27 protein-coding genes are annotated in these 21,429 nt (G+C 60.5%); 2 read left to right on the plus strand and 25 right to left on the minus strand.

Annotated features, from left to right (window positions below):
- The 24 genes from ACTO5E_RS05715 to ACTO5E_RS05830 all read right to left on the minus strand — a co-directional run.
- On the minus strand, positions 1–286 hold a 286-nt coding region (locus ACTO5E_RS05715; protein ID WP_482302331.1), incomplete at its 3' end, for a hypothetical protein.
- Positions 283–1,173, minus strand: a complete 891-nt coding sequence (locus ACTO5E_RS05720; protein ID WP_482302332.1) for an aminoglycoside 6-adenylyltransferase — start codon at positions 1,171–1,173, stop codon at positions 283–285. The genes ACTO5E_RS05720 and ACTO5E_RS05715, both read right to left, overlap by 4 nt.
- 2 nt (positions 1,174–1,175) lie before the next feature.
- Entirely contained in the window at positions 1,176–2,027 is an 852-nt protein-coding gene (locus ACTO5E_RS05725; RefSeq protein ID WP_482302334.1) for an energy-coupling factor transporter ATPase, read from the minus strand.
- Positions 2,028–2,070: 43 nt separating this feature from the next.
- A complete protein-coding gene (locus ACTO5E_RS05730) occupies positions 2,071–2,685 on the minus strand; it encodes an NUDIX hydrolase N-terminal domain-containing protein (protein ID WP_482302335.1) in 615 nt (204 codons plus the stop codon).
- Positions 2,686–2,689: 4 nt separating this feature from the next.
- Positions 2,690–3,049, minus strand: coding sequence for a hypothetical protein (locus ACTO5E_RS05735; protein WP_482302336.1), 360 nt, complete (start codon positions 3,047–3,049; stop codon positions 2,690–2,692).
- Entirely contained in the window at positions 3,043–3,699 is a 657-nt protein-coding gene (locus ACTO5E_RS05740) for a CatA-like O-acetyltransferase (protein WP_482302338.1), read from the minus strand. The genes ACTO5E_RS05735 and ACTO5E_RS05740 overlap by 7 nt, the downstream gene beginning before the upstream one ends.
- Positions 3,699–4,565: a class I SAM-dependent methyltransferase gene (locus ACTO5E_RS05745; RefSeq protein ID WP_482302339.1), complete on the minus strand. Its 867-nt coding sequence runs from the start codon at positions 4,563–4,565 to the stop codon at positions 3,699–3,701. The genes ACTO5E_RS05740 and ACTO5E_RS05745 overlap by 1 nt, the downstream gene beginning before the upstream one ends.
- Before the next feature lie 15 nt (positions 4,566–4,580).
- Positions 4,581–4,961: a DUF4180 domain-containing protein gene (locus tag ACTO5E_RS05750; RefSeq protein ID WP_482302341.1), complete on the minus strand. Its 381-nt coding sequence runs from the start codon at positions 4,959–4,961 to the stop codon at positions 4,581–4,583.
- Positions 4,958–5,455, minus strand: coding sequence for a 2'-5' RNA ligase family protein (locus ACTO5E_RS05755; protein WP_482302343.1), 498 nt, complete (start codon positions 5,453–5,455; stop codon positions 4,958–4,960). The genes ACTO5E_RS05750 and ACTO5E_RS05755 overlap by 4 nt, the downstream gene beginning before the upstream one ends.
- 12 nt (positions 5,456–5,467) lie before the next feature.
- Positions 5,468–6,403: a class I SAM-dependent methyltransferase gene (locus tag ACTO5E_RS05760; protein WP_482302345.1), complete on the minus strand. Its 936-nt coding sequence runs from the start codon at positions 6,401–6,403 to the stop codon at positions 5,468–5,470.
- A gap of 22 nt (positions 6,404–6,425) precedes the next feature.
- Positions 6,426–7,778 carry a phosphoglucosamine mutase gene (gene glmM, locus ACTO5E_RS05765; RefSeq protein ID WP_482302346.1) on the minus strand — a complete coding sequence of 451 codons (1,353 nt, stop codon included), beginning with the start codon at positions 7,776–7,778 and terminating at the stop codon, positions 6,426–6,428.
- 31 nt (positions 7,779–7,809) lie between these two features.
- Complete coding sequence (locus tag ACTO5E_RS05770; RefSeq protein WP_482302347.1) at positions 7,810–8,445, minus strand: AAA family ATPase; 636 nt, start codon at positions 8,443–8,445, stop codon at positions 7,810–7,812.
- 6 nt (positions 8,446–8,451) lie between these two features.
- Positions 8,452–9,276, minus strand: coding sequence for a methyltransferase domain-containing protein (locus ACTO5E_RS05775; RefSeq protein ID WP_482302349.1), 825 nt, complete (start codon positions 9,274–9,276; stop codon positions 8,452–8,454).
- A 5-nt stretch (positions 9,277–9,281) separates the two neighbouring features.
- Positions 9,282–10,400: a Holliday junction branch migration DNA helicase RuvB gene (ruvB, locus tag ACTO5E_RS05780; RefSeq protein WP_482302351.1), complete on the minus strand. Its 1,119-nt coding sequence runs from the start codon at positions 10,398–10,400 to the stop codon at positions 9,282–9,284.
- 39 nt (positions 10,401–10,439) lie between these two features.
- Entirely contained in the window at positions 10,440–11,114 is a 675-nt protein-coding gene (locus ACTO5E_RS05785) for a DNA alkylation repair protein (RefSeq protein ID WP_482302353.1), read from the minus strand.
- A gap of 84 nt (positions 11,115–11,198) precedes the next feature.
- Entirely contained in the window at positions 11,199–11,861 is a 663-nt protein-coding gene (locus tag ACTO5E_RS05790) for a hypothetical protein (protein ID WP_482302355.1), read from the minus strand.
- Positions 11,858–12,295: a GNAT family N-acetyltransferase gene (locus ACTO5E_RS05795; protein ID WP_482302357.1), complete on the minus strand. Its 438-nt coding sequence runs from the start codon at positions 12,293–12,295 to the stop codon at positions 11,858–11,860. The genes ACTO5E_RS05790 and ACTO5E_RS05795 overlap by 4 nt, the downstream gene beginning before the upstream one ends.
- Positions 12,296–12,336: 41 nt before the next feature.
- Positions 12,337–12,759 carry a DUF3592 domain-containing protein gene (locus ACTO5E_RS05800; protein WP_482302359.1) on the minus strand — a complete coding sequence of 141 codons (423 nt, stop codon included), beginning with the start codon at positions 12,757–12,759 and terminating at the stop codon, positions 12,337–12,339.
- Entirely contained in the window at positions 12,756–13,406 is a 651-nt protein-coding gene (locus ACTO5E_RS05805) for an RpiB/LacA/LacB family sugar-phosphate isomerase (RefSeq protein ID WP_482302361.1), read from the minus strand. The genes ACTO5E_RS05800 and ACTO5E_RS05805 overlap by 4 nt, the downstream gene beginning before the upstream one ends.
- Entirely contained in the window at positions 13,403–14,017 is a 615-nt protein-coding gene (locus ACTO5E_RS05810; protein ID WP_482302363.1) for a DUF6144 family protein, read from the minus strand. Before ACTO5E_RS05810 ends, ACTO5E_RS05805 begins: the two co-directional genes overlap by 4 nt.
- A gap of 208 nt (positions 14,018–14,225) precedes the next feature.
- Positions 14,226–14,450: a hypothetical protein gene (locus tag ACTO5E_RS05815; protein WP_482302365.1), complete on the minus strand. Its 225-nt coding sequence runs from the start codon at positions 14,448–14,450 to the stop codon at positions 14,226–14,228.
- A 12-nt stretch (positions 14,451–14,462) separates the two neighbouring features.
- Complete coding sequence (ruvA, locus tag ACTO5E_RS05820) at positions 14,463–15,065, minus strand: Holliday junction branch migration protein RuvA (protein WP_482302367.1); 603 nt, start codon at positions 15,063–15,065, stop codon at positions 14,463–14,465.
- A 33-nt stretch (positions 15,066–15,098) separates the two neighbouring features.
- The gene (gene ruvC / locus ACTO5E_RS05825; protein ID WP_482302368.1) at positions 15,099–15,602 is read right to left on the minus strand and encodes a crossover junction endodeoxyribonuclease RuvC; all 504 of its coding nucleotides are present in this window, start codon (positions 15,600–15,602) and stop codon (positions 15,099–15,101) included.
- Positions 15,603–15,606: 4 nt separating this feature from the next.
- Positions 15,607–16,152 carry an AAA family ATPase gene (locus ACTO5E_RS05830; protein WP_482302370.1) on the minus strand — a complete coding sequence of 182 codons (546 nt, stop codon included), beginning with the start codon at positions 16,150–16,152 and terminating at the stop codon, positions 15,607–15,609.
- A 167-nt stretch (positions 16,153–16,319) separates the two neighbouring features.
- On the opposite strand from ACTO5E_RS05830, the gene ACTO5E_RS05835 reads away from it, so the two are divergent.
- Together ACTO5E_RS05835 and ACTO5E_RS05840 are read left to right on the plus strand one after the other, a co-directional pair.
- Positions 16,320–17,669: a PepSY1/2 domain-containing protein gene (locus ACTO5E_RS05835; protein WP_482302371.1), complete on the plus strand. Its 1,350-nt coding sequence runs from the start codon at positions 16,320–16,322 to the stop codon at positions 17,667–17,669.
- Positions 17,670–18,041: 372 nt separating this feature from the next.
- Positions 18,042–19,046 carry a glycoside hydrolase family 18 protein gene (locus ACTO5E_RS05840; RefSeq protein ID WP_482302373.1) on the plus strand — a complete coding sequence of 335 codons (1,005 nt, stop codon included), beginning with the start codon at positions 18,042–18,044 and terminating at the stop codon, positions 19,044–19,046.
- Positions 19,047–19,355: 309 nt separating this feature from the next.
- On the opposite strand, the gene ACTO5E_RS05845 is transcribed toward ACTO5E_RS05840, so the two are convergent.
- The gene (locus ACTO5E_RS05845) at positions 19,356–20,585 is read right to left on the minus strand and encodes an MFS transporter (RefSeq protein ID WP_482302374.1); all 1,230 of its coding nucleotides are present in this window, start codon (positions 20,583–20,585) and stop codon (positions 19,356–19,358) included.
- Positions 20,586–21,429: the final 844 nt, after the last annotated feature.

Below are 21,429 nucleotides of genomic sequence, written 5' to 3' on the forward strand. Positions count from 1 at the left end.
TCTTCCTTACCCAGAAAGTCCGGCCCCGGCAGATGTCCAGCAAATCAGCGAATATCTCCTCCTCCGCAGGATGCCAGTGAGTCAGCTGGCGCTCCCGTCCCCGGCTGTCTGTCCACATAGTGGCAATGGCATCAAAGCATGCCCAGACGGTGACGCCATTGGGCAGCCGCCATAGGATGACATCCTCCTTCAGGGACAGCTCCCCTGGTGGGTGCTCACCGCGCAGCCGTTCATGCAGCTCCTCCATGCTGCGGGGGATAAACCCGCCCGTCTTCTCCGTTCTCATGGCCTATCCGGATGGGGGCAGGGGATGGTTTTTGGAGGGGTCCCGAGCCTCCCGCTCCTCACCCGCCCCATATACCACCGGATACCTGCCTCCTCGGCCTCATCATAGGCATAGCCCAGGTGCGCGGCTGTGGCTCTGGCAGCTTTGCCGAACAAATCCAGCATCTCAAAGGCAGCCTCCCACATATGGGCAAAGTCCCCGTCTGGGTAGGTCCTTACAAAGCTATCATACATCTCTTTGGGCAGAAGCCGCTGAAAATACTTGCCCCCCTTGCCCACAGAAATCTCAAACCCATGGGCCGCGCCCACATACCAGCTCAGCATCAGAATCAGCATGTCCCGCACAGGGCGGTTCAGCATGTCCATGCCCAGGGAGAGCTCCTCTCGGGCAATGGCCTTGGCCACATTGTTCAGGCACCAGTGGAACTCATTGCAGCAGTCCGCAAAAATCCGCTCCTCTGGCCTTTTCACATGCCAGAAGTCCGGCTTCACCGCAATTTCCGGAAAGTCCCCGTCCTTGTCCAGCAGCAGCACAGCGGGCTCTCCATCGTCCACATAGGGGTCCTCTGTCACCTGCAGGTCGATGCGGTTCCCGTCCGGGAAGATCATCAGGTAGATATAGCTGCCGTCATTTTCCGGGGGGATGAGCTCCATGCTCTCCGGCCTCTGGACCAGAGCAGGCCTGCCGAACTTCTCCTCAATCCAGGCCATATTGTCCCAGTAATCCGGCTTGACCCGGCGCACAAAATAGCAGACGTCAAAGTCCTGGTAAGGGTCCGGCGCGCAGTCCGGGTTGGCCCGGGAGCCCACCATCAGCACACTGCGGATGTTCTCGTCCTCCCGGGCCACCTGCAAAATCAAGTCCAGCATTTCCTCTGGGGTTCTCATGGTCACGCTCTCCTCTTTGGGTCAAGATGCCGGAACAGCTCCACGCACTCCTCCACAGACAGGGGCGAGCCGGAGAGCTCTACCCCCGCCGCTTTCAGCCGGTAGCAGAGCTCTGTGGCCTGGGGCACGTCTAGGCCGTGACGCTTCAGGCGTTCTACATCGGCAAACACCTGCCGGGGACTGCCGTCCATAAGAATATTTCCCTCATCCATGACAATCACCCGCCCGGCCTGGACCGCCTCGTCCATGTAGTGGGTGATGAGGATGATGGTGATGCCCTTCTCCCGGTTCAGCCTTTTGATGGTTGCCATTACCTCGGCCCGGCCCCGGGGGTCCAGCATGGCGGTGGGCTCATCCAGCACAATGCACTGGGTCTCCATGGCAATGACCCCGGCAATAGCCACCCGCTGCTTTTGCCCGCCAGAGAGCTTGTGGGGGGCATGGGTCCGGTAGTGGTACATGTCCACCGCCTTCAGGGCGTCGTCTACCCGGCGGCGGATTTCTTCGGGGGGGACCCCCAGGTTTTCGGGGCCAAAGGCCACGTCCTCCTCCACAATGCCTGCCACCAGCTGGTTGTCCGGGTTTTGCAGCACCAGGCCCACCCGGCGGCGCACGTCCAGCTGGCGGTCCTCCTCCCGGGTGTCAATGCCGTCTACCAGAATGGAGCCCTTGCCGGGCATGAGCATGCCGTTGAAGAGCTTTGCCATGGTGGACTTGCCGCAGCCGTTGTGGCCTAACAGCGCCACAAATTCCCCCGACTCGATTGTCATGCTGACCCCGTGGAGTACCTCCCGGCTTTCGCCATCCTCGGTCTCATAGCCGAAGCGAAGGTCTTTTACCTGGATAAATGCCACAGCCTTTCTCCTCTCATCTGGATTTCTCTATCCCATAAACGCGTCAGTCAAACAGAACGGGCCAGTTCTCTGCCTGATACGCTTGAAAACACATCTGAACCTGCTCTCTGCTGCATTTGGCCTCAGCCAGAGGCGGCAGATCTTTCAAAGAAAAATACCCAATTTGTTCGGTCTCAAGGTTCGGCGTGAAGCTGCCGCCGAGGAGCTCGCACAGGTAGAAGATTTTAACCACCCCATAAGCATACGGCGGTTGATTATGCTTGTTCCGGTCCTGTACGGCGATCAGCCGTTTGACCGCTATGTCTGCCCCGGCCTCTTCTTTTGCTTCTTTCACCGTGTTCTCCGCTGGGGACAGGTTGAACTCGCACCAGCCACCGGGTAAGGACCAGAGCCCCCCTCTCTCCTGAACCAGCAGCAGCTTTCCATCTTGAAACACAGCGGCCCGGGTGTCTACCTTAGGCGTTTGGTACCCCGTTTCATTGCAGAACAGACCCTTCACAAGCTCAAGCGGCATACCGGTCCGATGCGCCATCATTTCCGCGGCGATTTCCCGAATCCGCTGGTAGCGCTCCCGGTCAAACTCGTCCTTTCCATAGAACAGGCCGGCCTGGGCCAAGCTCTGCAGTTCCTCGGCCCATTCCACCACTTTGTCCTTCATCTGCTTATCTTCCTCCCCGCCTCTTCCGCTTCTTCCACCAAGTATAACAGCCCGAGGCAAAAAAGTCCAGAAACAAAATGGGATACATGGGCAGCAGGGGGACATGGGTCAGGCTGTTCTCCACAGTGCGCTCCAGGGCGGAATAGCCCAGGGCCACGGCCACTGCCGCCAGAATAAACCAGACCATGGGCTCCACCTGGGGCGGCTGCCTGCGCTGTAGCGATGCAAACAGCAGGACGCTTAAAAAAACGCCTGCCGCCAGCAAAAGCAGCAGCCCCATGGACTGCCTGCCCGACCACAGCCACTCGTAGAGCATGGCCGAGGCCCAGGCCCCGCCTATGCCCAAAAGGCTCCATTTCAGCATGCTGGCTCCTCCTGTGCTTCGCCCGGCCAGGCGTTCAGCTGCTTTTGCAGGCAGTCTAAAAACCAGCCGAGATGGTATCCGTCGCACACGGCATGGTGCGCCTGCACTGCCAGCGGCAAAAGGCAGCGGCCCTCGGGCAGCAGGGTATACTTCCCCATGGTAAAAATTGGCAGCAGATACCGAAAGTCCGGCAGGTTGAGCTGAAAGCCCTCAAAGGCCGTCCAGGGAATCATGGAGACGTTAAAGCTGTTCTCTGGCACATCGGGCTTGGGGCTGAAGCCCGACGCCTGCTCGTATAGCTGGACATCCGTCTGATAGCGGCGGAGGAACTCCGGGTAGTCTGCTGAAAACTCTGTCCAGATACTGGAAAAGCTCTCGGTTTCCCTGTGAAAAATGGTATAGCTGGGGTGCATCTCCTGATACACCACCAGCGTCCCGTCCGGGCGGTAGGCTGTGCGGAAGGGCTCGAACCGGTTGACTGTCTTTGTCAACAGGTACAGCATAGCCGGGTAGAGCTTGTCCTGGGTTTGCCGCAGGCGGGTGACGTCCAGCTTCACTGTCATACTGTAGGTACAGGGCACTGCGGCGGTGTAGTGCTCAAAATACTCCCGCCGGTTCCAGGCATTTATTTGGATTTCCCGGTACTCCATTAGGCGGTTCCCTCCCAGATGGCGGTGTTGCCGCAGGGAAGTACCATGCCGGAGGCTGTTGCCGGCAGGCCGATTTCGTCCGCCGACACCCGGCCCCCCAGCCGGGGCTTGACCAGTACGGTGAGCAGATACTCCATCACTGCGGGGGAGAGGCCTGTTGTGTAAGAGTTGAGAATGAAAAACAGGGGCTTTGGGGACAAAAGGGACAGGCACAGCCGTAAAAGGCCGCTGAGCTGCTCCTCAAGCCGCCACACCTCGCCCCCCGGCCCCCGGCCGTAGGAGGGCGGGTCCATGATAATGGCGTCGTAGGTGTTGCCCCGGCGCTGCTCCCGCTGGACAAATTTCACGCAGTCGTCCACCAGCCAGCGCACCGGCCTGTCGCTCAGCCCCGAGGCGGCGGCGTTCTCCTTGGCCCACTGGACCATGCCCTTGGCAGCGTCCACATGGGTGACAGAGGCCCCGGCCTTGAGGCAGGCCAGGGTGGCCGCCCCGGTGTAGCCGAACAGGTTCAGCACCTTTACCGGGCGTTGGGTCTCTTGGATTTTCTCCATGGCAAAGGCCCAGTTCACCGCCTGCTCGGGGAACAGCCCTGTGTGCTTGAAGCCCATGGGCTTGAGCCGGAAGGTAAGGCCCTGCCAGCCAATGGCCCATACCTCGGGCATTTTTTTGTAAGCCTCCCAGTGCCCGCCTCCCTTGCTGGAACGGTGGTACCGGGCATGGGCCGACCGCCAGCGGGGGTCCTGCCGCTCTGTGTCCCAGATGATCTGGGGGTCCGGGCGGATGAGGAGAATGTCCCCCCAACGTTCCAGCCGCTCTCCGGCGGAGGCGTCGATCAGTTCATAGTCCTGCCACTGCGCTGCTCTCATAGCCTTCCCTTTCCTTTACGGGGCAGGCTGGCCTGCCTGCGCCAGCCTGCTCACAGCCTCTTCCTGGGTGGCTACAAAAAAGAAGTCCTTTCCCTGGTTGGACTCGTAGATAAAGTCGTGGAGGGGCTTGCTGGTGTACCGGGAGAAGTCGCCCCAAATGGCCAGCTTGAACTGATAATTGATATATTTTTGCAGAATTTCCCCGGCCATGCCGCTGCTGAGGATGAAGAACTCCTCGGCCACCAGCTTTTTGGGCAGGACAATTCGCTGGGACCCTGTCTCGTATTTTACGGTCATGGCCAGGTCCAGGGCCTCCTGGGGGCCGGTGATGAGCTTCTCCGGGCCCTCGGCCAGGGCAATAAGAACGCCGTTCTCTGTGATCGTCTCTATTTTCATGTGCTTTTCCTCTCTATGTTTAAAATCCTCTCCCCCAGCTTTTTTGAGGGGAAGAACTCATACAACGCCGCCCGCTGGATTCTTCCGGAGAACCGGCGGAAGCGTTCTCCTAAAATATCCAGACCCCTGCGGGTGTTCTCCCGGCTGTCGATCAGCATGGTGGTGTGGGCGGTCCAGCCCTGTTCGTCGCTGAAGGCCTCCTTTAAAGCCAGCAGCTCCCGGTTCACGTCCTGGGCCAGAAAGAGCACCTCCTGTCCCTGAAACAGCCCTATATGGTTGAAAAACACCTCTATGGGCTCCATGCTCAGCTGGTCCAGCTCTTTCAGCAGCACCTCCCTGCGGTCCAGTCCAAAGGTCCCCAGGGTGACGTGAAAGGGGATGCCCATGGTCTGCCGCCCAGTGAAGCCCTGGGACAGGATGGCCTGCTGGTACTCCCCCAGCACCCGCTGGGTCTGCTCGTCAAAAATGCCCAATACGCAGAGAAATTTGTCCATGCCGGCCCCTCCTCACTTGGTCCCTATGGCGAACAGATTGTCCTTGCCCATGCCCAGCACATAGGGGTTTTGGTCGTACACAAAGCAGAAGTCCAGGAAGTCCCGCCTCTGGGCCGGATCTTCCATGATCTTCCGCAGTATCTCCCGGGATATGCTGCGGGCATAGGCCCCGGGCCCCGCCATGCGGATGTCCTTCCAGCCCAGCCGCTCTAAAATGTCTTGCAGCTCGCCGGGCAGAAAGCCATAGGTGATGCACCAGGGCGCGCCGCCCCGCTCATACTCCGCGATCTCGGCTTCTCCGCCCAAGACGCCCTCTGCCAGCAGCCTTTTCGCCCCTGCCAGGTCAAAGCGGAAGCTCTCCGCCATCTCCTCCCGGTGGCTCAGGCACCACTGGACAAAGGGGTCGGGGCAGCTTTCGTCCAGAATAAAGCGGCTTTTTTGGATGGGGTCCGCCAGATAGGGCAGAGAGCCCAGCCGGGAGCTGACGCTGAGCAGCAGCTTCTTTTTGCAGATGCGGCTCAGCTCTCCAATGACCTTTTCCTGGTTGGGCCAGGTGTAGGACACAGGCGCGTCAAAAGAAATTACCATGTCAAACTGTTCGTCTCTGTAGGCGGATAAGTCCTCTAAAGCCCCCTGGACGAACTCCATATTGTTCAGCACCCCGGCCTCTGCGGCCAGCTCTCTGGCCTTGTCAAGCATGGGCTGGGAGATGTCGAAATGGGTGACCTTACACCCCCGCTTTGCCAGCAGAATGGAGAACCGCCCGCACCCGGCCCCGCCGTCGAACACAGTCTCTACCCCGTCCAGAGCGGCCAGCACCTGGCGTTCCAGGTGGTCCTTCTGGACAATGTCGTCCATAAAGGTGGCTTCCCGCTGGCTTTCCCGCTCTCCCTTGTCGGGCTGGTTCCACTGGCGGGCTGAAATTTTCTGGCTGTAGCTTTCGCGCATATTTTACAGTCCTCTCTGATGATCAGCAGAGCTCCTCCCGGATGACCTGGGCCACCTCCTCTGCCAGGGCCTGAATCTGGTCCTGGTCCCGGCCCTCTACCATGACCCGCAGCAGGGGTTCGGTGCCGCTGGGGCGCACGATAATGCGGCCCTCGCCGCCCAGGGTCTCGCTGACCCTTTCAATGGCCCCCCGCACCCGCTGGTCGGTGTAGAAGGCCAGCTTGCCCTCTGGGGTCACGGTGATATTGATCATGGTCTGGGGATATCTCTGCATGGCTGTGGCCAGGGAGGAGAGCTTGCCCTGCCGCCGGTGCATCAGGCTCAGCAGCTGGCAGGCGGTGAGCTGGCCGTCGCCGGTGGTGGCAAAGTCCCGGAAGATCACATGGCCGCTCTGCTCACCGCCAAAGCTATAGTTTTCCAGGCGCATCTGTTCCAGCACATAGCGGTCGCCCACCTTGGTGGCCTCAAAGCGCATGCCGTTCTCCTCGCAGAACTTCTGGAAGCCCAGGTTGGTCATAATGGTGCCCACTACGGTGTTCCGGTTCAGCTTGCCCCGGCTTTTCATGTCCAGGGCGCAGATGGCCATAATGAAGTCGCCGTCTACAAAATTGCCGGCCTCGTCCACCATCAGGCAGCGGTCCGCGTCTCCGTCAAAGGCCACGCCCGCATCCAGTTCATGGGTTTTGACATACTCAATAAGCCCCTCCATGTGGGTGGAGCCGCAGTTGTCGTTGACATTCACGCCGTCGGGGCTCTGGTTGAGCATGGTGACCTGTGCGCCCAGCTCGGTGAACAGGGTCTCCGCCGTGGCGCTGGCCGAGCCGTTGGCGCAGTCGATGGCCAGCCTCATGCCGTCCAGGGCAAAGTGCACGGTGCTTTTCACATGCTCGATATAGTCCCGCACCGCGTCCTCTGCCCGGGAGACCGTGCCCAGCCCCTCATCCTGGGGCAGCTGGCTGGAGATGTCTGTTTTGCCCAGAATAATATCCTCAATGCGCTCCTCCAGGTCATCGGGCAGCTTGAAGCCGTCGCCGGAGAAGATTTTAATGCCGTTGTACTCAAAGGAGTTGTGGGAGGCGGAGATCATGATGCCTGCGTCCGCCTTGTACTTCTCCACCAGATAGGCCACCGCCGGGGTGGGCACCACGCCCAGTGTCACCACGCTGGCGCCGATGCTGCAAAGCCCTGCGGCCATGGCGTTCTCCAGCATGTCGGAGGAGAGCCGGGTGTCCTTGCCGATGAGCACCCGAGGGTGCCGGTTGGATTTATTGGTGAGCACCTGCGCCGCTGCCCGGCCCAGTTGAGTAGCCAGCTCGCAGGTCAGGTCCTTATTCGCAATGCCTCTGATTCCGTCTGTACCAAAAAGTCTGCCCATGTTAAAACACCTCGCAAAGTTTATTTTCTTGTTATAGTATATCGCCCTGTCCGGGGCAAGATTCCATTTTGCCCCGCAGCCAGGCATGGGCCGCCCGGGCGGCCTCCGCCGTGGTCAGGGGACCTGTGTCCAGCCGGTCATAGCTGACGCTGTCAATCTGGTTGTGCTCCATAAAGTACCGGTTATAGTCTACTGAGCTCTGTATCCAGCCGGCGTCTTCAATGCCCCGGCCCGCTGTCATTCTCTGCCGGAGCTTCTCCTCCGGGCACACCAGGGCCAGCACAAAAACACCGGTGAAGAACCGGAGGCCATAGGTCTTGTTCAGCATGTGGATGTTCCCGGCTCTGGACCACACCACCGGCCTGCCGCACTGCATAATATCCCGGGAGAGGGCCTGGGTCTGCTCGGTCTGGGCCAGGTAGTCCTCCTCGGTCTCGTGGGGCATCAGGTTATAAAAGAAATCCGCATCCAGGCACACAAAGTCCTGGGTGAGGCCCTGCAGGGCCTGTAGGGTGGTGGTTTTGCCCACTCCGCTGGCCCCGGTGACCACAAACAGGGGCAGCTTCAAAAACTGCCAGCTGTGGCCGCATTTGGGGCAGGTGATTTTGTTCCCGTCTACGGTTTTATCCCAGTCATAATTGCCGCATTGGGGGCAGATGCCGACCATGCCTTCTCACTCCTGTTCTGCCCTGCGTCCGGCAAGGGCAATCATCTCCGGCAGGACTGCCGCCGGGTTTTTGCGCCAGTTGTACATTTCGTCCACTTCCTCCCGGCTTGGCCTGCGGCCGTTTATGAGCTCCTCATTCTTCACAAAGAAGGGGCGCTCATAATCTGGCTTTGGCATGATTTCCTCCATGTGCAGGAGCCGGACGCCTGCGTCCAGCATGGCGTTCACGATATCCTGTATGCGCCAGGCAAAGTTGACGGTGGTCTCGTCCTCAAAGGGGCCGGTGCTGTCGTAGGGCTTTACTGCCCTCAGGCCCTCCCCAAAGGGGCGCTGGAAGGGGTGGAGCTCATACATCACATACAGGCCGCCGGGCTTCAGGATGCGGTGGATATTCCGATACATGGCCGGCAGGTCGTTGAGCCACACATGCACCCCGTTGGAGGTGTATACCAGGTCGAATGCCTCCCCCGGCACACCGGCCAGCCGCATGGTGTCCTCCTGCTGAAAGACAAGGCGGTCCTGCAGCCCCAGCTTATTTGAGGCCCTTTCTGCGGCCAGCAGCTGGTTTTTCGCAATGTCGCAGGAGGTTACCCGGGCCCCCATAAGGGCAAAGGCCAGGGCCGCGTGGTTGTCGCCGCTGGACGGCACGCAGACCAGCTGGTTTTTCAGCTCCGGCAGATATTTTTTCAGCATGGCCCACACCGCCGGGTCAAAGGCGCGCTCGGGCCGGGCCTTCAGCCGTTCCAGCATAGGGTCTGACAGATGGAAGGCCATATACTTCTCAGAATATTTCTCCCAGTCCTGCCGGTTTTTCTCTACAATATCTGTCATGGCTCTCACTCCATTCTCAGCTGAAGCTCCTCCTCCGCCCGCAGCCGGGAGGGCAGAGGCAGGCCCAGATGGGCGCAGGCCGCAGGGGTGACGCAGCGGCCCCGGGGGGTTCGGGTCAAAAAGCCCACCTGCATCAGATAGGGCTCGTTCACGTCCTCGATGGTGATGGCCTCCTCGCCAATGGCCGCCGCCAGAGTTTCCAGGCCTACAGGGCCGCCTCCATAGTTTTGGATGATGGCCCTCAGCATATTCCGGTCGCTCTGGTCCAGGCCCAGCTCGTCGATCTCCATGCGCTCTAAGGCGATTTGAGCGGTGTTGAGGGTGATGACCCCGCCGCTCATCACCTCGGCAAAGTCCCGGACCCGCTTGAGAAACCGGTTGGCAATGCGGGGGGTGCCCCTGGACCGGGAGGCCAGCTCAATGGCAGCGTCGGCATCAATGTCTGCGTTGAGTATTTTTGCGCTGCGCTGGACAATCAGGGCCAGCTCCCGGGGGTTGTACAGCTCCAGACGGAGCACCACCCCGAACCGGTCCCGCAAGGGGGCGGACAGCTGCCCCGCCCTGGTGGTGGCACCCACCAAGGTAAACTTGGGCAAGGGCAGGTGGTAGGAGGCGGCCATCTGGCCCTTGCCGGTGATGATGTCCAGGGCAAAGTCCTCCATAGCCGGGTAGAGAATCTCCTCCACGGTGCGGGGCAGGCGGTGGACCTCGTCGATGAACAGCACGTCGCCGGGGGAGAGATTGGTCAGCAGCGCGGCCAGGTCTCCGGGCTTTTCAATGGCCGGGCCGCTGGTGATGCGCAGGTTGACCCCCAGCTCGTTGGCCACAATGCCCGCCAGGGTGGTTTTGCCCAGGCCGGGGGGGCCGTAGAGCAGCACATGGTCCAGGGTCTCCTTGCGGCTTTTTGCCGCCTCGATGTAGATTTTCAGGTTCTCCTTCACCTTGTCCTGGCCAATGTACTCGGCAAAGCTTCGAGGGCGAAGGGGGTTCTCGGTCTCCTGGTCTCCGGGGATATAGCCGGTGTCGGTGAGCCGGTCCTCCAAATTCAGCTCGCCGTCCCGGGCGTCCCAGTCAATGCCGTATGCCTCAGGGCCGGGGCCCTTACCGCCGCTTTTTTCTATCATGGGCTTTCACCTCGCTGTTGTGACGCCGTATGCCGGGGCCTACAAGGCCATCAGCTCGCGGCGGGTCTCTTTGTCGAACTTTTCCAGGGCGTACCGGAACGCGGTTCTGGGCATAAGCTCATGGCGTTCTTTCAGGTAGGCCTTTACCTTCTCCGGCTCCTTATCGGACAGGCATTTCAGCATCCAGCCATAGCCCTTTTGGACCAGCTGGTGGGAATCTGCCAGCAGGGCGTTGGAGATGCGGAAGGGGTCTATGCCCTGGTAATCCTCCCGCAGGATGGAGGGGATGAGGACAACGGCCGAGGCCCTGCGCACCCAGAAATCTCCGTCCCCGGTCCACTGGCAGACTTGGGGGAACAGATGCTTTTGCCTGCGCAGAAGCTCGCCGAAGGCATGGGTACAGAAATCGTCGCAGTCGCCCCAGCCCCGCACATATTTTTTCAGCCAGCCGAAAAACACCGGGTAGGTCTCTCCGTCGTATTGGGCGCGGATGCGGTAGGCCCAGTCAAAGGCCATAACCCCCAGAGCCCAGTCCCTTTGCTCTAACAGCTCTTCACAGAGGGGCAGCAGCCGGGCCGGCGTTTTCTCCTCTATGCTCCGGTAAAGCCGGGCGGAAAGCCGGCGGATGTCCCCTGTGGCAATATGCTTTCCCGGCGGAGCCTGCTCCCCCAGGGCGCGGACCTCTGCCATTGCTTGCAGTGCCAGCTCATTCATTGCAAAACCTCCTGGCCCGATTGTATTTTGCGCGGCCCCTGGCTGTTTTTTGTCAGGGGCTTTGTTGTTTGCAGATGGGGCGCGTTACAGGCCGAAATGCTCCTCCAAAGCTGCCAGGGTCTGCTGGGGCGTGCGGGCCTCGCTGCGCACCAGGGTGAAGAAGCCCGCCTCCTCCCAGGACCGATAGGCCTCGGAGCTGTTGATGGCGGCCAGGCAGGCCCGGTAGTTCTCCATGGTCTTCTCCGGGTCTGCCGCCTGCTGAATCTGCTTCAGAATGAACTGCTTCTCCGGGTCCTCCCGCTGAAAAAAGCGCTCGACCGAAAGGCTTGGGGGCGCAAGCAGAATGGCTACTCGTTGGTAGTCTGACACCTCCCGCAGGGTCTCCGCGGAGAGGTTAGTGTCTACAAAGATTTTTCTGCCCGCCTCTGCCAGCTGAATGAGCCGGACCAGCTCCAGGTCCTCGGCCTCGCGGGAGCAGCCCGCCACCCAGCTGCTGTAGGCCTGGGGTGTACGGTTCACAAACTCCTGCCAGTCTTTCATGGTCTGAAAATAGCAGAGATTGGGCTGGTGGGCCGTGTCCACGGCGTCCATCAGGCAGTCGTGATAGTTTTCGCCGCAGCAGATTCCCCCATGCTTCTCCGCCAGCATTTTTACCATGGTGGACTTGCCTGCGTAAGCGGTTCCGTTGATGAAATAGACCTGCTGAAACAGATGCTTCAGCACATTGCTCTGTATCTGTACGCTCATTCTGCGTCCTCCTGCTCCTTTACCAGATGGACCTCCCCATCCTCTTGATAGCCCAGTCCCTGGTACAGAGACCGGGCGGGGGCGTTGTCCCTGCCTGTCAGCAGCGCAAGGCTGCGGACCCCATGGTTCCTTTTGCAGTGGGCCTCGGCAAAGGCCAGCATGGCCCGGGCCAGGCCCCTGCGCCGGTAAGCCTTTTCCACAAAGACCTCGGTGACCTCGGCCCCGGTCTCCCGGTAGCAGAAGGAGCGTTTGAGCTGTATACACACAAAGCCTGCCAGTTCGCCGTCCACCTGGGCCACCACGACCACCTCCTGGGGGTTGCGGGCCAGAACCTTCTCCATGTCCGCAGCCCCCCAACCACTGCCGGGACCGTTGAAATGGTCGTTAAGCGCACACAGTGCAGCCGCGTCCCGGGGCTCTGCCAGCCGGATCATCCAGACCGCCTCCTTTTTTATGCTGTTCTCCTGGGGCCTTCTCACCAGAACAGCCCGATAACGATTCCCGCCAGAAGCGCAGCCGCTCCCACAGCCCCCAGCACACCGCTGGCGATGCGGGAGGCCCTGGCGTCGTACTCTGGGATGCAGGACCGCTCCGGGTGGGCAGGGTCATACAGAATATGAATCTGGCTATGGACCTGGGGGATTCTGCCGGCAAGGGAGGCCCCTGTCCCCTTGTACCGGACGCCGTTCACCTGGTACTCATACACCGGATGATAGTAGACCCTGCCCTCGTCCCCTTCATACCGCTTTGCCTGAAGCCCGGTCACAAGGGCTATAGCGTTGGCCGTGCAGCACCGCCTTTTGCGGGCGGAGGCCGCGGCAATGATGACGGCTGCGGCCAGAAGAGCGCAGCCCAGTCCGCACAAGGCCAGTGTGACAAACAAGCCCGCTGCTTTCATCCTTCCAGCCCCTTTCCCGGCCCCTGCGGGCGGATTTGCTCTTTTATCCAGGCGTTCCCATATTTCAACAGGTACGGGGTCACATTCTGTCTGCTCAGAGCCCGCGCCACCAGGTCCTGGGGATATTGGGCAAGGCACTGCTCCATGCTTCTTTTGGTGACTGTGTTCAGCTTCTTCAGTAACATGGCATCCTGTTGCTTGCGCGCCGCGTCCTCTGGCGGGTAGCCTGTGCCAAAGTCTCCGGCAAACAGTTGGTTCAGAGTCAGCTGCAAATTCAGCTCTCCGCACCAGCCAAAGCCCAGCCCCAAGGGCAGGGAGGCGGCGTTGCCCCCGTTGATCCGGCCGAACAGGAAAGCGTCCTGAGGGGTGGGCACATAGCCGCACAGCACCCCTGGCAGGCTGTTACAGGCCAGCATCATCCCCTGGCCTGAGGAGCAGCCTGTGACCACAAAGTCTGCCGCCTTGCAAGAGAGCAGCAGGCTTGCCAGCAGCGCGGTCTCAATATAAGAATACGTCTCCTCCTCCTGGGGGAAGACTCCGAGGTTCGCCACCTCGTGGCCCTGGTTTTCCACGGCCCGAAGGGTGCACTGGTACAGCAGCGGATTTTTCTCCTTCTGGGACGAGGCCTGCATCACCGCGATTCTCACAGGGCCTCCTGCTTCTTCTCCGGCTTTTTGCGGCCGAACCATTTCTTTGCCGGGGGCTTGGGGCTGGGCTTCAGCTCCACAAAGACCACGCACCGTTTGCCTCCGCTTTTTATGGTCTCCCACAGCTCGGCCTCAATGTGGGGGCCGAACACCTGGCTGAACAGCTTGCGGGCGTGCCCCAGGGTGCAGTAGCACCAGGCTTTGGGGGCAGGGCCCTCTGCCCCCTTGAGGCAGGAGCAGTAGCACTCGGGGTAACAGTAGAGCAGACCGCCCTTGATTACCTCGATTTTTGCGTTCTTCTCCTTCCAGTTGTGCAGCCGGGCGAACTCATTCAGGTCGCCCCCCACCTGGTTCAGATAGCTGCGCATCCGGTTGGCCAGGGCGGCGCTGTCCTCGCAGTAGCACCGGGCGCGAATGGCCGCAATGGTTTTTTCGCTGTAGTGATCTTCCAGATAACGGCACACGGCCAGGGCCCAATGGTATTTTTTTAGGTCATCCGCCGACTTGGACAGGGGATGCTGCTGGGCCAGCTCCTCTGCCGCGCCGCCGCCCCCCAGAGCCAGCAGCGCGTTATACAGCCGGATGGCGTGGGCGTTGTCATTACTGGGCATATCGCAAAACCTCCTGGGCGGGGGATTCTCCGCCGGTTGATGATGAATTTTTTTATGGCTTTTGTGGACTTGGATGGATTTGGAGCTTGAGACAGCGAGGGGGAGTGGATTTGTGTATTGTATGGGGCAGTGGGGGGAGGGCAAGCTAGCCTCTAGCGGCTGGCTTCCTCTTTGATGAAGCCGGAATCGTCAAGAATAATTGATTTTTCTACTTCTTCCGGCCTGTCAGCCACCATATCAGGCCGCCGGTCAGGAACAGCCCCAGGAGAATGCCCCCCTCTAACAGCAGCGGCGTGTACCAGGGCGTTGAGTTGGCCGCGTACAGCTCCGGGTGGGATATCGCATCCTGCCGCAGCCACAGGGAACGCCCCACAAACACGCCCAGGGCCAGGCCCAGCACCGCCTTGACTGCCTTTTGGACCTTCTCCTTCACAGGGACACCTCCTTATTTGCTTCCAAATGATTTCAACGCCAGCCGGATCAGCTCCTCGGCGGGCAGCTGGCTGTCCAGCCTGCCTACCGCCGCAGCAGCCTCGGAGGGCGTATAGCCCAGCGTCACCAGCGCCTCTGCGGCCTGGGCCGCGTTTCCGGCAGCAGAGGGCCCTCCGGGCTCTACGCCCTCCCAGCCGCTGCTGTCAAAGCTCAGGCCCTTCACCTTGTCCTTCAGCTCCAGCACAATGCGCTGGGCCAGCTTGACCCCCACCCCATTGGCCCGGGTGAACCGCTTCGCATCCCCTGCCGCTGCCGACAGGGCCACGTCCTCGGGGCTCAGCTCGGAGAGGATGGACAACGCCGCCTTGGGCCCTACCCCGCTGATGGCGGTGAGCAGCTTGTAGCAGTTCAGCTCCAGCTGGGTGCAGAAGCCGTACAGGTCCAGCGCGTCCTCGCGCACATTAAGATAGGTATACAGCGTGGCCTCCTCTCCGGTGCGGGGCAGGGCCCGCAGGGTGCCCATGGAGACCGCGCAGCGAAAGGCCACGCCCCCCACATCGATTACCGCCATGCCGGGCTCTGTGTGAGCCAGCTTTCCAGTCAGACTGTAAAACACCGAAATTCCTCCGTTTTTGCCGACCCTTTCAGGTCATATTCTGTCCAGCAGTCCCCGGCGCAAGGGAGACCCCGCCGCCTGCCCGTGGCAGATGGCCATGGCCAGCGCGTCTGCCGCGTCGTCGGGCCTGGGGATTTCCGGCAGGCCCAGCAGCCGCCGGGTCATCTCCTGTACCTGGTGCTTTTGGGCCTTGCCATAGCCGGTGACAGCCTGCTTTACCTGCATGGGGGTATACTCGAACAGGGGCACCCCTGCCTGGGCCAGGGCCAGAAGAATGACCCCCCGGGCCTCTGCCACCCCGATGCCTGTGGTTTTGTTGTTGATGAAGAACAGCTTTTCCACCGCTGCGGCCTGGGGCCGGAACGTCCCCAAAAGCTCGGTCATGCCCTCATAGATTTCCTTGAGCCGCAGGCCGAAGTCCACCCCCGCCTGGGTGGTCACCGCGCCGTACTCCAAGGGCCGGTAGCTGGCATTATACGCTTCAACTACCCCATAGCCCACAATGGCGTAGCCGGGGTCAATCCCTAAAATGCGCATACCCTCACCTCGCCGGAGCCGTAGATTCGGGCCATATCCAGGCCTGAATCCGCTCCACGCTTTTCTCCACAGGCTCCCGGCCGTCTACCCGCAGGACAGGTCCTGGGAAGAGCCGCAGCCATTTTTCCACGGTATCCTCCGCCCTGCTGCTGACGAACCGGAAGAAGCCCTCCTCCTGCTCATACAGTTCGCCGCCGGGCAGCATTCTGTCCCCAAATTTCTGATAGGACCGCTCTCTGACCCGCCGGAGCCGCAGCTCCCGGGGCGCATCGACCCATACCGCGTACTGGAACCGGGCGCGCACAGCCTCGCTGTAGTCCCCTTTCACGGACGTGAACACGAAGTCCGGGTGATCTGCGGTTTCCTCCAAAAGGAGGCGTTCTACCTCCTCCCGGTCCCGCTGGACCGCGTAGAGATATGCGGGGTCGTTTTTAGGGAAGTACAGCTCTTCGTTGTCGATATAGTGAAAGCTCAGCTTTTCAGCCAGGGCCTTGCCCAGGGTGCTTTTTCCGGCGCCGTTCAGGCCGCACAACAAGATTCCTGTTCCCATAAGCGTCTCCTCTCCTGGGCGCGCGCCCCACCGCCGCCAAGCTTCATCCTTATAGTATACCATAACCAGCCCCGCCCGTCAAAAAAAATTCTCTCTCTGCGCATGTTTGAGACTTTGCGCGCCACAATATTCCACAAAATCATCGAAGAGACAGGATGTGTCGACCCATGAAGAAAACAACGAAAATTCGCCTTTGGGCCTTCTCTCTGGCCGCGCTGACCCTGACCGCCGGTTTCTGGCTGGACGCCTCTCTCAGCCGCCAGAACGCGGAGACCCGCCTGGAATATGTCTACCGCCGGGCTTTGGGAGACCTGACGGATTATGTCTCGGGGATGCAGTCGACGCTGCACAAGGCCATGTTTGCCGGCACTGCCCCCATGCAGAGCGCGGTGACCGCCCAGCTGCTGGAGCAGAGCGGCGGGGCCAAGGCGGCCATGGCCTCCCTCCCCTTTACCCAGGAGCGCAGCGAGCGGGTGAGCCGGTTTCTCTCTCAGGTGGGGGACTATGCCCTGGCGCTCAGCCGCAAGACCCTCTCTGGCGGGACCCTGGAAAAGGCCGACCTGCAGGGGCTGGCCGCTTTGCGGGAGTATGCGGGCAAGCTGACCGGGGCCCTTACCCAGCTGCAGGCCCGGCTGACAGCGGAGCAGGCCGGGGTGGTAAACACGGTCAGTCTGCTGAACAATGTGGGGGAGGTGGAGGAGCTGGCCCTGCTGGACGACGACCTGGACCAGGTGGCGGAGGAGTTCGCCTCTTTCCCCACCCTTCTCTACGACGGGCCCTTCTCTGACCATATTTCCCGCCGGGAGCCTGCCAGCCTGCAAAACCGGGAGCCTGTTACCCAGGAGGAGGCTGCGGCTCTTGCCGCCCGATTTCTCGACTGCCCCCAGGAGGAGCTTGCCTTTGCCGGAGAGGGCGGGGGACAGCTGGGGGTGTGGTCCTTTACCTGGGACGGGTCTATGGTGAATATCACAAAGGTGGGGGGCGAGCCTGCCTACTACCGCCGGTCTGCCACCGTGGACAGCCCCCGCATGGGGTATGCCCAGGCGTTGGAGGCGGCAAAGGCGTATCTGGCCCGGCTGGACCTGCCGCCTATGACGGAGAGCTATTATATTCTCAGCGATGGGCTGTGCGCCATCAACTTTCACACCAGCGTCTCGGTGGGGGAGGAAACCGCCCTGTGCTACCCGGACCTGGTGAAGGTAGTGGTTGAGCTGGGCCAGGGCGGCGCTGTGGAGCTGGACTGCACCGGCTTTCTTATGAACCACCAGGACCGGCGGATTTCTCCCCCTGCGGTGACAGAGGAGGAGGCCCGGAAGGCCCTCAGCCCTGCCCTGCAGGCGGACGGGGCCAGGCTGGCGGTGATTCCCACCCCGGGGCTGGACGAGGTGCTGTGCTGGGAGCTGCACTGTACCGCGTCGGACGGGACAGAGGTGCTGAGCTATATCAATGCCTGGACAGGGATGGAAGAACAGCTCTATCTGGTGCAGAGAGACGAGCACGGTGTGCTGACCATATAATATATTTTATAAAGAAAAGGAGGGCTCCCTGGCCAGGGCTGCTGTCGGAAGCGGCGGGGGTGTAGGGGGCCTACGGCGATGCAGGGTCAACAGGGCGGGATGCCAGGCTTTCCGTGTCTTGCTGCCCGTGAACCAATGTCAAAAGCGGGACACAGGGGGGAGCCCCCGGTGTCCCGCTGCTTTGGGAAGGGATGTCGGGAGGAAGGGGCTCGGGGTGTACTGGGAACAGCTGAAGCGGGATTGGAGAAGCTCACTTTTGGTTCTGCCCAGGCAGCGCTTTCTTTGCTTGAACCTTTTTTCATTCTTTGCTATACTTTTTGGAGGCGGGGAGTGTGCCCTGCCGGTCCGACAAAACAGAAGGGATGGATATAAATGAAAAAATACGCGCTGGCTTATGCCATGAACGAGGGGCTTCCCCTGTTCACCAAAGAGGACCTGCAATGTCTGACCCACATCAACCTGGCCTTTGGGCTGGTGAAGGACGGCCTGCTGGACATGAGCCAGCTGACCAACCTCTCTCTGATTGAGACCTTTCGGGCCTGGAAGCCGGAGATTCGAATTGTTCTCTCGGTAGGCGGCTGGGGGGCGGGGGGCTTTTCAGCCATGGCCATGACCGCACAGGGCCGGGAGGCCTTTGCCCGGTCCTGCCTGGAAGCGGTCCAGCGGTATGGGCTGGACGGCATTGATATTGACTGGGAATACCCCTGCAGCGGCCAGGCGGGCATTGACTGGGACCCCCGGGACAGAGAGAATTTTACCCTGCTGCTTCAGGCGCTGCGGGATCAGCTTGGCCCCCGCAGCCTGTCCATTGCCGCAGGGGCCGGGGAATATTTTGTGCGGGACACGGAAATGGAAAAGGTGGCCCGCCTGGTAGACTATGTGCAGATTATGACCTATGACATGCGCAGCGGCTTTACCCGTCAGGCAGGGCACCATGCGGCCCTGCGGGCCGGCAAGGGGGACGGCAGCGGCCTGAACACGGTGGACATGGTAGAGATGTTCCACAGGGCGGGGGTGCCTCTGGAAAAGCTGGTGATTGGCGCGGCCTTTTATGCCAGGAAATGGTCTGGGGTGGAGGACAAAAACCACGGCCTCTGCCAGCCTGCCCAGACCGGCGGCGAGGGCGGCCTGCGGTATAGCGACATTACCGAGAGCTTTATGGCGCAAAATGGGTACGCCCAGTATTGGGACGAGGAGGCCCAGGCAGCGTATTTGTGGAACGGCAGCAGCTTTGTCAGCTATGAGACCCCGGAGGCCATTGCCCTGAAATGCCGTTATGTGAAGGAGGCCGGGCTGCTGGGTATTATGTATTGGGAGCACGGCTGCGACACCACCCATGAGCTGGTAAAGGTGATTGGCAGGGAACTGGGGGACTAGGGCGTCCATATAAGCGTTTGTGTATTGGGGGGCATGGCCGGTTTTGACCGGGGCCGGGTCAAGGCAGTGTCCCGCTGAGACTGGCCTGCGCTCCTTGAGCGGGATTGACTTGCGGTTTTCTGCCGGAGCGCATGGCTTTGGCTTGCCGGATTGTCAGAGATTAGTCTGTACACTCTGACAAATGAATGGATTGTGCAACTCGCATACAATTGTTGTACGCTTTTGTTGTACGCTTTGCGCGGTGTTGTCCCAGATGTCCCGTGTTTGGCTGTCTGCTGTTTTTGTGTATGGCAGCGAGGGGGCAGGGAATTATGGCTGCGGCTTTGTCTTTTTGCCTGCGGTTCCTACCAGGGCGGCGGTCACGACGGGGATGCCGGTGACGGCCAGAAGCAGCAGGAATACTCCGTTCCAGCCGAAATGGTCGGCGACCCAGCCCAGGCAATAGGAGCTGATGGTGCTGCCCACATAGCAGCAGCCGTTGAGCACCCCGGCCAGCAGCCCGGAGTCCAGCTGTTCCCGCATGTAGAGGGGGGCCATGCTGGTGATGGCGTTGTTGACCGCGTGCATAGACAGGGAGATTATCCCGAAAACGGCCAGGACCGCCCACCACAGGCTGGTGTCCAGCAGGAGGATTACCCCGGCGGTGGACACCGCGGCCAGCAGGAACCACAGTCCGGAAAGCTTGATGAAGGAGGGCAGCCGCCTTTCCAGAAGCCCGTTGCAGGCTGCGCCGAATATGCCCAGCACCGGCAGGACCAGAGTGAGCAGAATGGAGAGGCTGTCGGGCAGGCCGAACCGCTCTTTCAGGATGGAGGGTACCCAGGTGGTGAGCCCGTCCTTTACCAGATTGTTTGCCACCGCGAAAAGGCACAGCACCAGGACTGTGACTGCCACTGCCGGGTTGAGAAGGCCTTTGCCCGGGGTCCGGGAGGTCTGGACGGGCTGGGCGTTTTCGGAGGCGGGAGCGTCCCGGTAGAGGAACAGCCAGGCGGCTGCTGCTCCGGCCATCAGCAGGGCCCCTGTGAGGAAGGAGAAGGGAAAGCCGCCCCGAACTGCCAGCAGGGAGCTGAGCCCATAGGCCAGAAGGGTGCCGATGGGCACCGTGGTGCTCATGACCAGCACCGAGCTTTTCAGATAGGGGGCGGGGAGAGACTGGGACAGGACGGAGATAAGGGTGGGCCAGAGAATGGACTGGAGCCCGCCATTGAGCAGCCACAGATATTTGAGGGTCCAGAAGGGGGCGCCCAGAAAGACCGCTATATTCAGCACAGCGGAGCAGGCCAGGGAAAAGGGGATGATCCACCGGAGGGGATAGCGGCGGCACAGCAGGCCGTTGACCACCTGCCCGATGCCATAGGCGAAGAAAAAACAGGTGGTCACCAGCCCGGCCTCTCCGTGAGTCACCCCAAAGGCATCCATAATGGGGGTGATGTTGGAGTTGTAGCTGTATCTTCCCGGGTAAGCCTCTGTGTAGGCCATCCAGCAGAGAAAAATAGTCAGCTGGGGCGGCATGGGGGTGTGACGGCCTTGGGAGTTCACGGGAGGTCCCTCCCTTCCCACGCCGTTGCGCTGGCACTGCCAGCTTTTCTGTATTCTGCCGCGGGGTGGCGATTCATACCGCTGGCCGGGCGCAAAGATTCTGTCATTGCTGTCATCCTTTCCTGGTCATGTCAACGTGGCGTGAAGAACGCCGGGGGAGGGCCTCCGCCGCGTTTTTTGGGAAAATTTGCGGTGACTTGCCGCTTTCCGCGACATTATACAATATGCCCCGACCCTTGTCAATGGGGTGGGGCGGGGTGTTCTGCTGTGCACTTTATATGATTCACATATCGGGACCCTGGGAGAGGACTGCGTGTCTGCTGTCTCTTCCAGGGTCCTGGTATGTCTATGGAGTAGGCGGATGATACGCCCCTCATTATAATGTGTGGAAGGGGACAACTCTCAGACAGGCCCCTTACCTGCGGCGGGGGAGTCTTTGCAAGCAGGGAGTTTAGACCGGGTTTGTTTATAAAGGCTTGGAAAAATTTTGAAAAAATATTTATAAAAACCCTTGACAAGTTTATAAAGAAGGTTTATAATACAATCACAAGGTCGAGAGAGAGCAGCAGACCGGGGGATGCAGAGAGGAAAAAGAATTAACTCGACATATATTGAGATATTGATGATCAAAAGCAACATGTGTCGGGGTTATAACAGAGACATAACAGGCAGAAAGGAGCAGCAAATATGAAGGAAATCAGCAGAAAACTGGGGAGAACCCTGAATGGAAGGGTGCAGGAGGCCGGAAGGTTGGCTGCTCTGACCACCCGCCGCCAGGAGCAGAGCTTTGCGCGGCTTTTGGAGAGCATGAGAGGCGGGCTTGAGTTTGAGGACCAGCGGATGC

The sequence above is a fragment of the Acutalibacter sp. genome (genome assembly GCF_056800975.1).

Coding starts and splice junctions, on each gene's coding strand:
- ACTO5E_RS05795 (WP_482302357.1), bottom strand. CDS start 12,295: ATGATCCGGCTGGCAGAGCCCCGGGACGCGGCTGCACTGTGTGCGCTT.
- ruvB (WP_482302351.1), bottom strand. CDS start 10,400: ATGATAGAAAAAAGCGGCGGTAAGGGCCCCGGCCCTGAGGCATACGGC.
- ACTO5E_RS05755 (WP_482302343.1), bottom strand. CDS start 5,455: ATGGACAAATTTCTCTGCGTATTGGGCATTTTTGACGAGCAGACCCAG.
- ruvC (WP_482302368.1), bottom strand. CDS start 15,602: ATGCGCATTTTAGGGATTGACCCCGGCTACGCCATTGTGGGCTATGGG.
- ACTO5E_RS05735 (WP_482302336.1), bottom strand. CDS start 3,049: ATGCTGAAATGGAGCCTTTTGGGCATAGGCGGGGCCTGGGCCTCGGCC.
- ACTO5E_RS05840 (WP_482302373.1), top strand. CDS start 18,042: ATGAAAAAATACGCGCTGGCTTATGCCATGAACGAGGGGCTTCCCCTG.
- ACTO5E_RS05830 (WP_482302370.1), bottom strand. CDS start 16,152: ATGGGAACAGGAATCTTGTTGTGCGGCCTGAACGGCGCCGGAAAAAGC.
- ACTO5E_RS05835 (WP_482302371.1), top strand. CDS start 16,320: ATGAAGAAAACAACGAAAATTCGCCTTTGGGCCTTCTCTCTGGCCGCG.
- ACTO5E_RS05790 (WP_482302355.1), bottom strand. CDS start 11,861: ATGAGCGTACAGATACAGAGCAATGTGCTGAAGCATCTGTTTCAGCAG.
- ACTO5E_RS05800 (WP_482302359.1), bottom strand. CDS start 12,759: ATGAAAGCAGCGGGCTTGTTTGTCACACTGGCCTTGTGCGGACTGGGC.
- ACTO5E_RS05730 (WP_482302335.1), bottom strand. CDS start 2,685: ATGAAGGACAAAGTGGTGGAATGGGCCGAGGAACTGCAGAGCTTGGCC.
- ACTO5E_RS05760 (WP_482302345.1), bottom strand. CDS start 6,403: ATGCGCGAAAGCTACAGCCAGAAAATTTCAGCCCGCCAGTGGAACCAG.
- ACTO5E_RS05785 (WP_482302353.1), bottom strand. CDS start 11,114: ATGAATGAGCTGGCACTGCAAGCAATGGCAGAGGTCCGCGCCCTGGGG.
- ACTO5E_RS05770 (WP_482302347.1), bottom strand. CDS start 8,445: ATGGTCGGCATCTGCCCCCAATGCGGCAATTATGACTGGGATAAAACC.
- ACTO5E_RS05720 (WP_482302332.1), bottom strand. CDS start 1,173: ATGAGAACCCCAGAGGAAATGCTGGACTTGATTTTGCAGGTGGCCCGG.
- ACTO5E_RS05810 (WP_482302363.1), bottom strand. CDS start 14,017: ATGCCCAGTAATGACAACGCCCACGCCATCCGGCTGTATAACGCGCTG.
- ACTO5E_RS05740 (WP_482302338.1), bottom strand. CDS start 3,699: ATGGAGTACCGGGAAATCCAAATAAATGCCTGGAACCGGCGGGAGTAT.
- glmM (WP_482302346.1), bottom strand. CDS start 7,778: ATGGGCAGACTTTTTGGTACAGACGGAATCAGAGGCATTGCGAATAAG.
- ACTO5E_RS05750 (WP_482302341.1), bottom strand. CDS start 4,961: ATGAAAATAGAGACGATCACAGAGAACGGCGTTCTTATTGCCCTGGCC.
- ACTO5E_RS05775 (WP_482302349.1), bottom strand. CDS start 9,276: ATGACAGATATTGTAGAGAAAAACCGGCAGGACTGGGAGAAATATTCT.
- ACTO5E_RS05745 (WP_482302339.1), bottom strand. CDS start 4,565: ATGAGAGCAGCGCAGTGGCAGGACTATGAACTGATCGACGCCTCCGCC.